The 13,974-nt window shown below is 69.7% G+C and carries 7 protein-coding genes and 2 pseudogenes; 2 read left to right on the top strand and 7 right to left on the bottom strand.

The window, feature by feature from the left end; genetic code table 11:
* The first annotated feature begins 185 nt into the window (after window positions 1–185).
* On the top strand, window positions 186–815 hold the full coding sequence (locus FNH04_RS09740; protein WP_228031254.1) for a GntR family transcriptional regulator: 630 nt from the start codon (window positions 186–188) through the stop codon (window positions 813–815).
* A gap of 787 nt (window positions 816–1,602) precedes the next feature.
* Here FNH04_RS09740 and FNH04_RS09735 read toward each other — a convergent pair.
* The 4 genes and pseudogenes from FNH04_RS09735 to FNH04_RS09720 form a co-directional block, all read right to left on the bottom strand.
* Window positions 1,603–3,780, bottom strand: a pseudogene (locus tag FNH04_RS09735) ((Fe-S)-binding protein); the annotation flags it as partial.
* 381 nt (window positions 3,781–4,161) lie between these two features.
* The gene (locus tag FNH04_RS09730) at window positions 4,162–5,151 is read right to left on the bottom strand and encodes an electron transfer flavoprotein subunit alpha/FixB family protein (protein WP_152782393.1); all 990 of its coding nucleotides are present in this window, start codon (window positions 5,149–5,151) and stop codon (window positions 4,162–4,164) included.
* Window positions 5,148–5,918 (bottom strand): electron transfer flavoprotein subunit beta/FixA family protein, encoded by a 771-nt coding sequence (locus tag FNH04_RS09725; protein ID WP_152782391.1) that lies wholly within the window; start codon window positions 5,916–5,918, stop codon window positions 5,148–5,150. The genes FNH04_RS09730 and FNH04_RS09725 overlap by 4 nt, the downstream gene beginning before the upstream one ends.
* A 49-nt stretch (window positions 5,919–5,967) precedes the next feature.
* Window positions 5,968–8,472, bottom strand: coding sequence for a GcvT family protein (locus FNH04_RS09720; protein ID WP_152782389.1), 2,505 nt, complete (start codon window positions 8,470–8,472; stop codon window positions 5,968–5,970).
* A 636-nt stretch (window positions 8,473–9,108) separates the two neighbouring features.
* Between FNH04_RS09720 and FNH04_RS09710 the strand changes: the two genes are divergently transcribed.
* On the top strand, window positions 9,109–9,969 hold the full coding sequence (locus FNH04_RS09710; protein ID WP_322722823.1) for a bifunctional methylenetetrahydrofolate dehydrogenase/methenyltetrahydrofolate cyclohydrolase: 861 nt from the start codon (window positions 9,109–9,111) through the stop codon (window positions 9,967–9,969).
* Window positions 9,970–10,146: 177 nt separating this feature from the next.
* On the opposite strand, the gene FNH04_RS09705 is transcribed toward FNH04_RS09710, so the two are convergent.
* From FNH04_RS09705 to FNH04_RS46460, 3 genes and pseudogenes are all read right to left on the bottom strand, one after another.
* Complete coding sequence (locus tag FNH04_RS09705) at window positions 10,147–11,529, bottom strand: L-serine ammonia-lyase (RefSeq protein ID WP_152782385.1); 1,383 nt, start codon at window positions 11,527–11,529, stop codon at window positions 10,147–10,149.
* Between the two features lie 75 nt (window positions 11,530–11,604).
* On the bottom strand, window positions 11,605–12,867 hold the full coding sequence (gene glyA / locus FNH04_RS09700; protein WP_152782382.1) for a serine hydroxymethyltransferase: 1,263 nt from the start codon (window positions 12,865–12,867) through the stop codon (window positions 11,605–11,607).
* 577 nt (window positions 12,868–13,444) lie between these two features.
* Window positions 13,445–13,974, bottom strand: a pseudogene (locus FNH04_RS46460) (serine/threonine protein kinase); the annotation flags it as partial.

Below are 13,974 nucleotides of genomic sequence, written 5' to 3'. Positions count from 1 at the left end.
TCGATCAGGGACCGGATGGCCGGATCCGCCTCCGTCGGTGATCAGGGCGCGCGTCGATCACGGCGAGCTGATATATTTGAAGTATGTCAGAGGGTACGACGCTGATGCCAACAGTCCCGCGCGAAGGAAGAGGCGGCCGAAAGATGAGCAGCCCCGAGGTCTCCCCCGTGACTGACTCGGCGCAGATGTCATTGGCCGACCTGGCCTACGAGCGCCTTCAGGATCGATTGGTCATGCTCGACATCAGGCCCGGCGAGCCTATCAACGACAGCCAGCTTGCCGCGGAGATCGGCGTCGGACGCACACCCGTTCGCGAGGCGCTCAAGCGGCTGGAGACCGACCATCTCGTCGTGTCCTACCCTCGCCGGGGCACATTCGCCACCACCATCGACGTGACCGAGCTCGGTGCGATCTCCGACATCCGCGAGCAGCTCATGCCGTTCGCGGCCCGGCGGGCCGCCGTCCACGCCAGTAGCGCCATGCGCGACGTGCTGCGAGCCAAGGCCGACGAGGTGAGGAGCGTCGAGTACTCACACGGTGATCGCACCGCGATGATGCGGACGGACATGTCGCTGCACCGGCTCATCTACGAGGCGGCCGGCAACCCACACCTCGAGGACGTGCTGATCCGCTACGACAACCTGGCCACCCGCATCTGGTGCCTGGTCATCGACCGGCTTCCCGACCTTGCACACCACGTCACCGAGCACACGGACCTGCTCGTCGCCGTCGCTGACGGTGACGCCGACCGTGCCGAGCGCCTCACCCACGAGCACATCGCCAGCTTCGCCCGTGAGATCCGCGGCGTGCTCTGACCGTCGGCGAGCTCGCAGGGTGGCTGCCGGAGCGCTTCCGCTTGGGCGGAGTGGGCGCCTGCACCGCGCTGTGCGGCGCCGCCCCGTCGCGCACCCGTCGCGCACCTGAACACGCGACCGCCCCGCACCTGGGGCGACCGGCTGCCCACCCGTCGGCCTGAAGCACACGCCCCCATGCCGGAGTCCGGCATGGGGGCGGTCTTGTATCGGGTCGGAGCGATCAGAGGTCGAAGAGGCCCCTCGGCTTCTCCGGCGCGTCGTGCTGCTCCGGCTCGGCCTCCGGCGCAGCCTCGGCCTTCTTCGGCTCGGGCTGTGCCACCGGCTCCTCCTCGATGTCGAAGAGCGAGCCTGACGGTGCGGGCTCAGCGGTGGCTTCGGCGGTCGGCTCCGGCGTCCCGGTGGTCGCGGGCGCCGGTGCCTCGTCGGCCGGGACGTCGAAGAGCGACCCGCCTGAGACGGCCGGCGCAGGAGTCGGCTCGGTTGTGGGTTGGTCGAAGAGTGAGCCGTTGGGGGTGGCTGGGGTGGGGGGTGCGTCGTCGAAGAGTGAGCTGCTTGTGGTGCTTGGTTTGGCGGGTTCGGTTGTGGGTTGGTCGAACAGTGAGCCGCCGGAGGTGGCTGGAGCGACGGGCTCGGTTGTGGGCTCGTCGAACAGGGATCCTCCGGAGGCCGGCTTCGCGGGTGCCTCGGTGGGTGCCTCGGCGAACAACGACACCCCGGCGGCGCCGGAGGCGGCGGGCTCGGCAGGAGCAGCGACGGGGGCAGCCGCGGAGGCCGGAGCGGCCGCGGGAGCACCGGCGGGTGCCTTCTCGGCATCGGTCGCGGTGTCACCGGCCCTGACCGAGGCGAGCAGCATCTGTGCGACGTCGAGGACCTCGACCTCCTCGCGGGCCTCGGACTTGGCCTGGAGCGCCGTGACTCCGTCGGAGAGCATCACCCGGCAGAACGGGCAGCCGACCACGATCTGGTCGGCACCGGTGCCGACGGCCTCCGTGCTGCGGTTCATGTTGATCCGCTCGCCGAGGCTCTCCTCCATCCACATCCGGGCGCCGCCCGCCCCGCAGCAGAAGGACCGCTCCGAGTTGCGTTCCATCTCGACGTACGAAGCGCCCGGCAGAGCCGACAGCAGCTCGCGCGGCGGGCTGTAGACCTGGTTGTGCCGGCCGAGGTAGCACGGGTCGTGGTAAGTGATCGACCGTGTGTTCGTTCCGGGCTCGGGGGCGACCGGCTTCAGCCTGCCCTCGCGCACGAGCCGGTTGAGCAGCTGGGTGTGGTGGACGACCTCGAGCTCGATGCCGAAGGCCTTGTACTCGTTCTTCAGTGTGTTGAAGCAGTGGGCACAGGTCGCGACGACCTTCTTGACCTTGAACTCCTTGAAGGTCTCGACGTTCTCCTGGGCCAGGGCCTGGTAGACGAACTCGTTGCCGGAGCGGCGGGCCGAGTCGCCGGTGCAGGTCTCGCGGTTGCCGAGTACGCCGAAGGAAACGCCGGCCATGTGGAGCAGCTCGGCGACCGCACGGGTGGTCTTCTTGGCCCGGTCCTCGTAGGCGCCGGCGCAGCCGACCCAGAACAGCCAGTCGACCGACTCCAGCGACTCCAGGTCCTTGCCGACCTCCTTGACCTCGAACGGCAGGCCCTTGGCCCAGTCCATGCGCGCGTTCGCCGCCATGTTCCAGGGGTTGCCCCGGTTCTCGAGGCCCTTGAAGAGCTGGTTGAGCTCGGTGGGGAAGTTCGACTCGATCAGTACCTGGTAGCGGCGCATGTCGACGATGTGGTCGACATGCTCGATGTCGACCGGGCACTGCTCGACGCAGGCGCCGCAGGTCGTGCACGACCAGAGCACGTCCGCGTCGACGACGAAGTCGCCGCCCTCGGGGTTGTAGAAGTCGCCGCCCCCGTCGCCCTTGCCGATCAGCGCCCGGTCGACGTGTCCGGCCTGGCCGGCGGCCTTGAGATAGGTGTGCTCGCGCAGGCCCTTCATCAGCAGCTTCGGCGAGAGCGGCTTCTGGGTGTTCCAGGCCGGACACTGCGACTGGCAGCGACCGCACTCGGTGCAGGTGGTGAAGTCGAGGAGGCCCTTCCAGGAGAAGTCCTCGATCTTTCCGACGCCGAGCGTGACGTCCTCGTCGAGGTCCTCGACGTCTTCCAGGGTGATCGCCTTGCCGGCGACGGCGAGCGGCTTGACCTCGCCCAGCGCCGTACGGCCCGAGGACTCACGCTTGAACCAGATGTTGAACCAGGCGGTGAACCGGTGCCAGGCGATGCCCATGGTCAGGTTGCGGCCGATGACGATCAGCCACACCATCGCCAGCGCGATCTTGAAGAACGCGATGAAGTAGACCAGGTTCTCGTTGGCGCCCTGGCCGGCCGGGTAGAGCGCCTCACCGATCCAGGAGGAGAGGGGGAAGTGCGCGCGGGTCGCGTGGTCGGGGTCGACGAGGTGGTATTCCGCGCCCCGGATGAACAGGATCGCCGCACCCTCGAGCAGGGCCAGGTACTCCACGAAGTAGGCCTGCCAGAACGTCGAGCCGAAGAACCGGCTGTTGCGGCCCTCGCTGCGGGGGTGGTGCTTCTGCCGGTAGACGATCAGCCAGATGATGCCGACCGTGCTCAGCGCGCCGATGAACTCGCTGAACCACTCGAAGGGGTACCAGTGGCCCACGATCGGCCACGCCCACTCGGGGTCGAACAGCTGGACGTAGGCGCCCACCACCGCGGTGCTCAGGAAGAGGAACGCCGCGAACACGAACCAGTGCATGATGCCGACCCAGGTCCACTGGAGCATCCGGGTGTGCAGCACGGTCTCCTTGAGCATGGTGACCGTACGAGCGACCGGATCGTCGGTGCGGCTCGGGCTCGCGGGCTGGCCCATCCGGATCACCCGGAGCATGCTCCGGACAGCGGGGACCAGGACGAACAGGGCGGCCAGCGTGAGCGCCAGCGACGCCACCAGGGCGAAGATCTGCATCAGGGCTCCTCAGGGACGGTCTTCTGGCCGGGGGTCGTGGCGGAGCGTTGCGCGACCCGCCCGCCGGGGGTGGCCAGGGTGACCAGGTGCATGCGGTCCAGCTCGTGGCGCAGGTTACGCCGGGTGTGGCCGGATGTCGCCGACGGCGGTCTCGGCGACCCGGATGAGCAGCAGCGCCGGCCGGCACAACTGCACGGGGGTGCGGATCCGTGGGCGCGGATTCGGTGCCCCATCGTGACAGAGCGGAGGAGGCTGCGGCTCCCTTGCAGACGCCGCAGCCTCGCTCGCTCCAGGGCGATCAGCTGCTTCGCAGCGGCGGCGGGACTCTGGGTTCCCGCTGCGCCACGTCACTCAGCAGCCGTCAGCCGTCGGTCACGCGCCTCAGCCGCTCACCCCGCGCGACTTGAGCTCCTCGATGATCGCGGGGAGGACCTCGTGCATGTCGCCCACGACGGCGTAGTTCGCCTTGGTCATCATCGGCGCCTCGGGATCGGTGTTGATCGCGAGGATCGTCTTCGACGACGCGCAGCCGGCCCAGTGCTGGATGGCACCGGAGATCCCGCACGGGATGTACAGGTCCGGGCTGATCCGGGAGCCGGTCTGGCCGACCTGCTCGTGGTGGGGCCGCCAGCCCAGCGAGGTGACCACCCGGGACACACCCACCGCGCCGCCGAGCAGCTCGGCGAGCTCGGCGACCGCGCCGAAGCCGTCCGCGCCACCCGCCCCGCGCCCGGCACCCACGACGACCTTGGCGGACTTCAGCGAGTCGGAGTGGTCGACCTCCTTGGTGCCGGTCGACACGACCCGCGCCACGAGGTCGGACTCGGCGACCTCGGGGGTCACCTCCACCCAGGCGGCGGGCGACGCGCCCTCCACCGGTGACACGGCCCACGAGTGGCCGGCGACGGAGAAGATCGCGGGCCGCTGGTCGAGCTTCATCTCCTCCATGGCCGCCCCGCCGACCACCTGCCGCGTCACCACGAACGGCGCCAGGCCGTGGAAGGCGACCGCGTTGGCGGCCATGGGCACGTCGAGCCGGGCGGCGAGATGCGCCAGCACCTCGTTGCCCCGGGGCGAGCCCGCGGCGGTGACCACGACGGAGCGGGTCGACTCGCGGATCGCCTGCAGTGCCGCCGCCCAGGCGGCTCCGGCGTACGACGTGAACGCTTCGCCCACCGCGTGGTGGACCTCGGCCGCGCCGTGGGTGCCGAGCTCGGCCGCCAGCGCGTCGCGGTCCTCGACCGCGCCGACCACGACCGCGCGGATGGCGATGCCACCGCCCTCGGCCGACAGCGACCGGGCGAAGGCGAGGGTCTCCAGCGAGATCTCGCTCGCGGCGCCGTTCTCGGTCTCGATCAGCACCAGAATCATCGGGTCACCCCCAGCTTTCCGAACAGGTCCGCGACCGCACCGGCCGCCTCCGGGCCCTCGCCCAGCACCTCGACCGTCGACGGCGCGGGCGGGGGCAGCAGCAGCTGCACCCGGTGCGCCCCGGCGGGCTCGGCCGACAGGGCGCGGCTCTCGATCTCGACCTTCTTGGCCGCCATCCGGCCCCTCAGCGTCGGATAGCGCGGCTCCACCCCGCCCTCGAGCACGGTGGCGACCGCGGGCAGCGGCAGGGAGTAGGTCTCCTCACCGTCGGGGCCGTCGCCCCGGGCGGTCATGTTGTTGTCGGCCACCTCGACCGTCGACACACCGTTGACCACCGGCCGGCCGAGCGCGTGGGCCATCCGGATGCCCACCTGGAAGTCGCCGCTGTCGGCGGCGTCGTTGCCCAGCAGGATCAGGTCGTACGTCGTGCCCGCGGCCTCCTTCTCACGCACGACCTGGGCGATCTCCCGGGCCACGTCGGCCGGGCCCAGCCGGGTCGGCTCCGCCTCCACCAGTACGGCGGCGTGGCAGCCGAGCGCCAGCGTGTCCCGCAGCTGCTCGGTGGCCTCGGGCGGGCCGACCGTGAGCAGCGTGACCGTACCGCCGGTCGCCTCGGCGGTCTGGACCGCCAGTTCGACCGCACAGCTCTCGTGGTTGCTCACGGTGAAGCCGACGTACCTTCCGTCGACACCCTGCTTGTCGTCGGTGAGCAGGACCTCACCGGAGGAGTCAGGGACCCGCTTGATGCAGACCAATACGTTCGTCATCGTTCACCTCTCCTGGTCTCGACAGGTCCGACTACTGACAGCCTTGCCATCAACGGATCCGCTCGTTGTCCGGGTCGAAGGGGGGCGTGGCGTCGTTGCCGATCACGGTCACGGGGTAGAGCTCCTCCATGTAGGAGACCGCGAGCTCGTTGCCGACCTGGGCCTGGTCGACCGGCAGGTACGCCAGCAGCAGGTGCTTGCCCAGCGAGGGGGCCGAGCCGGCGGTGGTGACGTACGGGTGGTGTCCGTGCCCGTCGACGAGCGACTCGCCGGAGCGGGTCAGGATCGGCTCGCCACCGAGCATGTACCGCTTCACCCCGGACGCCGACGTGTGGTCGTCGACGGCCAGCGTGCACAGCACCGCCGCCGGCTCACTGGCACGCTGCGCCAGGTAGGCCTCCTTGCCGATGAAGTCGGCACCCTTGACCTTCGGGCGCTGCATGCCCGCCTCGATGATGGAGCGCTCGCCGTCGAGCTCGAGGCCGAAGGCGCGGTAGGCCTTCTCGATCCGGCCCGTGGTCACGTAGACGCCGATGCCGACCGGGCGGGCACCCAGGGGCGCGCCCGCCGTGAGCAGCTTGTCCCACAGCGCGGCGGCCTGGTCGAAGGGGACGTACAGCTCCCAGCCGAGCTCGCCGACGTAGGAGATACGGGAGGCCAGCACGGTGATGCCGTCGACGTCGATCTCGCGGCAGCTGAGGAAGCCGAAGCCCTCGTGGGAGACGTCCGCGTCGGTCAGCTGCGACAGGATGTCGCGGGCCTTCGGGCCCCACAGTCCGATCGTGGAGACCTGGTCGGTGAGGTCCACCAGGGACGCGTCGTCGCCGAGCTGGTCGGCGAACCACTTCTTGTCCGCCATGCCGTGCGCGCCGCCGGTGACGACCCGGTAGTGGTCCTCACCCAGACGCATCACGGTGAGGTCGGAGCGGAACCCGCCCTTCCCGTCGAGCACCGGGGTGTAGATCACCTTGCCGACCGGCACGTTGCACTGCGCGACACAGGTGCGCTGCACGGCGTCCAGCGCGCCGGGACCGGTGATGTCGAAGATCGCGAAGGCGGTCAGGTCGATGACGCCCGCGGACTCGCGCATCCGCAGGTGCTCGGCGTTGATGATCGGGCTCCACCAGCGGGCGTCCCACTCGTGCTCGCGCGGCATCACGCGGTCGCCGTAGACCTCCAGGAGGTCGGCGTTGGACTCGTACCACTGCGGGCGCTCCCAGCCGACGGCCTCGAAGAAGACCGCACCGAGCTTCTTCTCCGACTCGAACATCGGGGAGAGCCGCTGCTCGCGGTCGGACTCGTACTGCTCGGCGGGGTGGACGATCCCGTAGGTCTTGATGAACGACTCGGTGGTGCGCAGCCGGGTGTGCTCGCGGCGCATCTGGTGGGGGTAGAACCGGGCGATGTCGCTGTGCGAGATGTCGATCTCGCTGTGGCCGTGGACCATCCACTCCGCGACCGCGCGGCCGACGCCCGGGCCCTCCTTGATCCACACCGCGGCCGCCGTCCACAGCCCCTTGACGTGGCTCTCGCCGAGGATCGGGTTGCCGTCACAGGTCAGCGACAGCAGGCCGTTGATCGCGTACCGCATCTCGGCGCCCTCGGCGCCCAGCAGCTCGGGCATCAGCTCGTAGGCCTGCTCCAGCTGCGTGTCGAAGTCGTCGGAGGTGAACGGCATCTCGGTGGGGCTGAGCTTGGACTGCTCGTTGCTCGGGATGTCCTCCGGCTCGTGCAGGATCGCCCGGTGGGCGTAGGAACCGACCTCCATGTCCGCGCCGTGCTGACGCTCGTAGCAGAAGGTGTCCATGTCCCGGACGATCGGGAAGTTGATCTCGCCGGGCAGGCCGGACAGCTGCGGGCAGGGGCCGACGGAGATCATCTGGTGGACGGCGGGGGTCAGCGGGATGCTGACGCCGGCCATGTCGCCGATCTTCGGGCTCCACACGCCACAGGCGATCACGACGTACTCGGCCTCGATGTCGCCCTTGTTCGTGCGCACCCGGCGGATCCGGCCGTCCTCGACGTCCAGGCCGACCACCTCGACGTTGGGCACGCTGGTCAGCGCGCCGCTCTCGATGGCGCCGTCACGCATGATCGTGCCGGCGCGCAGGGAGTCGACGACGCCGACACTCGGCGTCCAGAAGGCGCCGATGAACTGGTCCTCCTCGATGAACGGCACCTTCTCCTTGACGAAGGCGGGAGAGACCAGCTCCGACTCGATGCCCCAGGCCTTGGCGCTGGACATCCGGCGGCGCAGCTCCTCCATGCGCTCCTCGGTACGCGCGATCTCGAAACCGCCGGACTCGGTGAAGACGCCCAGCTCCTTGTACTGCCGCACCGAGTCCAGCGTGAGGTCGGTGTTCTCACGGGAGTGGTCGACGGGGAAGATGAAGTTGGAGGCGTGGCCGGTCGAGCCGCCGGGGTTGGGCAGCGGGCCCTTGTCGAGCTGCACGATGTCGCGCCAGCCGAGCCGGGCCAGGTGGTGGACCAGGCTGTTTCCGACGATGCCGGAGCCGATGACGACGCATTTGGCCTGCGTTGGGACCTCTGCCATGACGCCTCCCTCAGGGTGACACTCAATTGATATACCAGTTGTAGGCACGCTATGTGACAGTCGCTCGGCGGTCAAGGGTCAATGCGCCGAACTTCGCTCAAGCGACTTCGCGAGGCGGACCGGTCGCGCTGGACGGCCGCCGCGCAAGCCCCCGCGCCCACGCCTGACAGCAGGTCCTCTCGGCCAAGCGGTCCGAGTTCCAGGCGATCCGGGCCCATTTCCTGCCGGAGCGGCGAAAGAGGCGCAGTGGTCCTTGACAGAGGCTTTTGTATATCAGTTGGATGTCAGTCGCGGGATGAGCGGTGATGTGTACATCGAGGTGCGGCCCGCTCCGAGGCGCCGTGTTCCTGGACAGTCCCGACACCGACGACCCGCAGGCCGTCGTCATGGGCACGGAACCGGTGTGCGACGGGACCGGCCCGTCGGCTACGTCACCAGCCCCGCTCACGGCCGCACCGAGGGCACATGCCTGGCTCCCCGCCGAACTCGCCACCCCCGGCACCACCCGTGCACATCGCTACTTCGACCAGAGCGTCGAGGCGCGGTCGTCGTCGAGGAACCCTGCTTCGATCCGACCATGACCCGCCTCCGTGGCCAGCGCACAGGACCGACTTGATGGGAAAAGGAGCACTGCCGGTGAACGCACAGCTGCTCGACGGCAAGGCGACCGCCGCCGCCATCCGCCGCGAACTCGCCGAACGCGTGACCAAGCTGACGGCTGCCGCCGGCCGCCCGCCCGGGCTCGGCACCGTCCTCGTCGGCGAGGACCCCGGCAGTCACGCCTACGTCGCAGGCAAGCACCGGGACTGCGCACAGGTGGGCATCGCCTCCCTGCGCCGGGAACTGCCCGCCGACGCCACCCAGCAGCAGGTCGAGGACGTCATCGACGAGCTCAACGCCGACCCCGCCTGCACCGGTTACATCGTCCAGCTCCCGCTCCCGCGCCACCTGGACGCGGACGCCGTACTGGAACGCATGGACCCGGCCAAGGACGCCGACGGCCTGCACCCCGTCAACCTCGGCCGGCTCGTCCTGGGCGTCGGGGCCCCGCTGCCGTGCACCCCGCGCGGCATCGTCGAACTGCTCCGCCGCCACGACGTGCCGCTCGCCGGAGCGCGGGTGTGCGTGATCGGCCGGGGCATCACCGTGGGACGTCCCATCGGACTCCTCCTCACCCGCAGGTCCGAGAACGCGACCGTCACCCTCTGCCACACCGGTACCAAGGGCCTGGCCTGGCACGTACGCGAGGCGGACATCGTCATCGCGGCCGCCGGTTCGCCCGGGCTGATCACCAAGGACATGCTGCGCCCGGGCGCGGCGGTCCTGGACGTCGGCATCACCCGCACCGACCGGGGACTGGTCGGCGATGTGCACCCGGAGGCCGCCACGGTCGCCGGCTGGCTCGCACCCATGCCCGGGGGCGTGGGCCCCATGACACGGGCGATGCTGCTCGCCAACGTGGTCGAGGCGGCCGAGAGGAACGCGAACGCCGCATGAACGCGACGGCCACCTGGATGAACACGACGGCCACCTAGTACCTGCTCGATCCGCAGTCCCCGCAGTATCGACCTGATGCCGGCAGTCGGGCACTGAGGGCATGGGGGCAAGGGTCCGTCCGGTGAACCGGGCGGACCCTTGCCCGTCGTGACGGACGGGACGGGGACGCGCGTCCGCTCAGCACTCGATGATGTTCACCGCCAGCCCGCCCCGCGCCGTCTCCTTGTACTTCACCGACATGTCCGCCCCGGTGTCCTTCATGGTCTTGATGACCTTGTCGAGGGAGACGTGGTGCCGGCCGTCGCCGCGCAGGGCCATGCGGGCGGCGGTGATGGCCTTCACCGCGGCCATGCCGTTGCGTTCGATGCACGGGATCTGGACGAGGCCGCCGACCGGGTCGCAGGTCAGGCCGAGGTTGTGCTCCATGCCGATCTCGGCGGCGTTCTCGACCTGCTCGGGGGTGCCGCCGAGGACCTCGGCCAGCGCGCCCGCCGCCATTGAGCAGGCGGAACCGACCTCGCCCTGGCAGCCGACCTCCGCGCCGGAGATGGAGGCGTTCTCCTTGAAGAGCATGCCGACGGCGCCGGCGGCCAGCAGGAAGCGGACGACTCCCTCTTCGTCCGCGCCCGGCGCGAAGTTGATGTAGTAGTGCAGGACCGCCGGGATGATGCCCGCCGCGCCGTTCGTCGGGGCCGTGACGACACGGCCGCCCGCCGCGTTCTCCTCGTTCACCGCCATCGCGTACAGGGTTGTCCATTCCATGGCGTGCGTGACAGGGTCGCCCGCGGCGCGCAGCGCCCGCGCGGAGAGGGCGGCGCGGCGGCGGACCCTCAGGCCGCCGGGCAGGATGCCCTCGCGGGTCAGGCCGCGTGCCACGCAGGCCCGCATGACCCGCCAGATCTCCAGCAGACCCTCGCGGATCTCCTCCTCCGTACGCCAGGCCAGTTCGTTCTCCAGCATCAGCCCGGAGATGGACAGGCCGGTGTCGCGGGTGATGCGCAGCAGGTCGTCGCCGCTGCTGAAGGGGTACTTCAGCACGGTGTCGTCGAGCTTGACGCGGTCGGCACCGACCGCGTCCTCGTCGACGACGAAGCCACCGCCCACCGAGTAGTACGTCTTGGCCAGCAGTTCGGCGCCCGACGCGTCGTACGCCCACAGCGTCATGCCGTTCGCGTGGTACGGGAGCGTCTTGCGGCGGTGCAGGACCAGGCCGGTGTCGGCGTCGAAGGCGATCTCCCGGGCGTCGCCGATCTCGACGCCCAACAGCCGCAGTCTTCCGGTCGACTTGATCCGCTCGACATCGTGCTCGGCCTGGGCGATGTCGACCGTGTGCGGCTCGTTGCCCTCCAGCCCCAGCAGTACGGCCTTCGGGGTGCCGTGGCCGTGGCCGGTGGCGCCGAGGGAGCCGTACAGCTCGGCGCGGACCGTGGCGGTCCGGGCGAGTACGCCGTCCTCCTTCAGACGGACGACGAACATGCGGGCAGCCCTCATCGGGCCCACCGTGTGAGAGCTCGACGGGCCGATGCCGATCGAGAAGAGATCGAAGACGGAGATGGCCATGAACGAGCTCCAGGGTCATGGTGCGGAGGTGAGGGGCACCGGGAACGGGCACCCCTCCACTGCCGTCGGCAGGACTTACGGCGTCAGACCGGGGTACAGCGGGTGCTTGTCGGCCAGGGCCTTCACCCGGGCCTTCAGCGCCTCCACGTCGTACGACGGCTTGAGCGCCTCGGCGATGACGTCCGCGACCTCGGCGAAGTCCTCGGCCATGAAGCCGCGGGTGGCCAGGGCGGGCGTGCCGATCCTGAGCCCCGAGGTCACCATCGGCGGGCGCGGGTCGTTCGGGACGGCGTTGCGGTTGACGGTGATGCCGACCTCGTGGAGGCGGTCCTCGGCCTGCTGCCCGTCCAGCTCGGAGTTCCGCAGGTCGACCAGGATCAGGTGCACGTCGGTGCCGCCGGACAGGACGTTCACGCCGGCCTCGCGGGCGTCCGGCGCGGTGAGCCGCTCGGCGAGGATCCTGGCGCCCTCGACCGTACGGCGCTGGCGCTCCTTGAACTCCTCCGAGCCGACGACCTTGAAGGAGACCGCCTTGGCCGCGATCACATGCTCCAGAGGGCCGCCCTGGAAGCCGGGGAAGACGGACGAGTTGAGCTTCTTCGCGAAGTCCTTCCTGGCCAGGATGATGCCGCCGCGCGGGCCGCCCAGCGTCTTGTGGGTGGTGGAGGTGACGACGTCCGCGAACTCCACCGGGTTCGGGTGCAGGCCCGCCGCGACCAGGCCCGCGAAGTGCGCCATGTCGACCCACAGGTACGCCCCGACCTCGTCCGCGATCCGCCGGAACTCCGCGAAGTCCAGCTGACGCGGGTACGCCGACCAGCCGGCGATGATCACCTTCGGCCGGTGCTCCTTGGCGAGCTGCTCGACCTCGGCCATGTCGACCAGGCCGTCGTCGTCCACGTGGTAGGGCACCACGTTGAACTGCTTGCCCGAGAAGTTCAGCCGCATACCGTGGGTCAGATGGCCGCCGTGGGCCAGGTCCAGGCCGAGGACGGTGTCGCCGGGCTGGGCCAGGGCGAACAGGGCGGCCTGGTTGGCGGAGGCGCCCGAGTGCGGCTGGACGTTGGCGTACTCGGCGCCGAAGAGCTCCTTGAGCCGGTCGATGGCGATCCGCTCGACCACGTCGACGTGTTCGCAGCCGCCGTAGTAGCGGCGGCCCGGGTAGCCCTCGGCGTACTTGTTGGTCAGCACCGAGCCCTGGGCCTCCATGACCGCGACGGGCGCGAAGTTCTCGGAGGCGATCATCTCGAGGGTGGACTGCTGACGGTTGAGCTCGGCGTCGACGGCGGCTGCGACAGCGGGGTCGAGCTCATGCAGGGGCGCGTTCAGAACGGTCATCTGCGTCTTCCTTCAGTTGGGGCGCAAGGCGCGGCGGAGCCGGTCGAAGAGCGTCGAGAGTACGCAGGGTTTGTTTCGTATTTCGCAACATGCTTCTTTATGTGAAACATGGTTTCCGTTCGGCTCCGGGGTTGTCAAGGGAAGTGCCACGTCGGGCCCCGACAGTCGCGGCCGAAGTCACCAGCAGGGATACGGGCCCAGTCGGCCGGGGCCGGGGAAGGGACAGGCACCGTCTTGTTCTCGGCGACAACGACATCGCCGGCCGGGCAGCATGCCGTGGAGGCACTCGCCGCCGAACCGTCGTACGACACGGTCCTGACGGCCACTGCCACGGCCTGCCCGCCGGCCCTGAGGTCCACGACGGGCGGCGCGGCTACCCGGTTGACGCCCGTGCGCTACCCCATCGGTGCGCAGGGTGCCTGAAATCCCGTACGGCGGGCTCGCGTTCCTCTGGTACGGATGGACGCCGGACTTGTCGGCAGGCTGCGCGCCGAGGGGACCGGGCCCATGCGAAGTGAACTTCACCAACCCGATCGCGCTCCAGCGTGCCGATCCGCACATCCGAGGCGAGGGCGGCTCATCGGCCGGCCGGTCTCACCTCTTCCACCCTGCCCTGGGCGTCGGCCTCCAGGACGCCGCTCTCGCTGTATTCGTTGCTGAGGTAGACCTTTATGCCGACGGGAGTGTCGAAGACGGTGTTCGGCTGCCGCATCATCACGTAGCGGCTCGTCGGCTCCTCGACCTTCAGCTCCTTGTCCGCCCGGGCGAGCAGGGCGGGCACGGCGTCCCACCGGAGGTCCTTCAGGGTCTTCGCGCTCACCGGCTCGTAGCTGCTGGTAAGGGTGCCCTTGATGATGCCCTGCTCCGCTCCGGTGCCGGGACGGTAGGTGTAGTTGACGTACCGGGTCCGGCTGCCGGGCACCATCATGGAGGCCGAGGCGTGTTCCGGGTAGACGGTGAAGTCACCGAAGCTGTCGCTTCCCGATGCCTCCTCGAATGCCTTGATCACGATCCGGATGTTCTTGGGGGTGAGCAGGTTGGTGGTCGCGGTCGCCGAGGGCGTTGCGGCCGTTCCCTTGGGGCTGGGGCTGGGGCTGGGGCTGGGAC

This window comes from Streptomyces phyllanthi (assembly GCF_009377205.1).
In the GTDB taxonomy this organism is placed as follows: Bacteria; Actinomycetota; Actinomycetes; order Streptomycetales; family Streptomycetaceae; genus Streptomyces; species Streptomyces phyllanthi.
The sequence above is the reverse complement of the archived record's forward strand: the minus strand, read 5'-3'. Positions and strand labels throughout refer to the sequence as shown.

Bases quoted from the DNA above. Each gene is read 5' to 3' on its own strand.
- FNH04_RS09740 (WP_228031254.1), top strand. From the start codon at position 186: ATGTCATTGGCCGACCTGGCCTACGAGCGCCTTCAGGATCGATTGGTC.
- FNH04_RS09730 (WP_152782393.1), bottom strand. From the start codon at position 5,151: ATGATTCTGGTGCTGATCGAGACCGAGAACGGCGCCGCGAGCGAGATC.
- FNH04_RS09725 (WP_152782391.1), bottom strand. From the start codon at position 5,918: ATGACGAACGTATTGGTCTGCATCAAGCGGGTCCCTGACTCCTCCGGT.
- FNH04_RS09720 (WP_152782389.1), bottom strand. From the start codon at position 8,472: ATGGCAGAGGTCCCAACGCAGGCCAAATGCGTCGTCATCGGCTCCGGC.
- FNH04_RS09705 (WP_152782385.1), bottom strand. From the start codon at position 11,529: ATGGCCATCTCCGTCTTCGATCTCTTCTCGATCGGCATCGGCCCGTCG.
- glyA (WP_152782382.1), bottom strand. From the start codon at position 12,867: ATGACCGTTCTGAACGCGCCCCTGCATGAGCTCGACCCCGCTGTCGCA.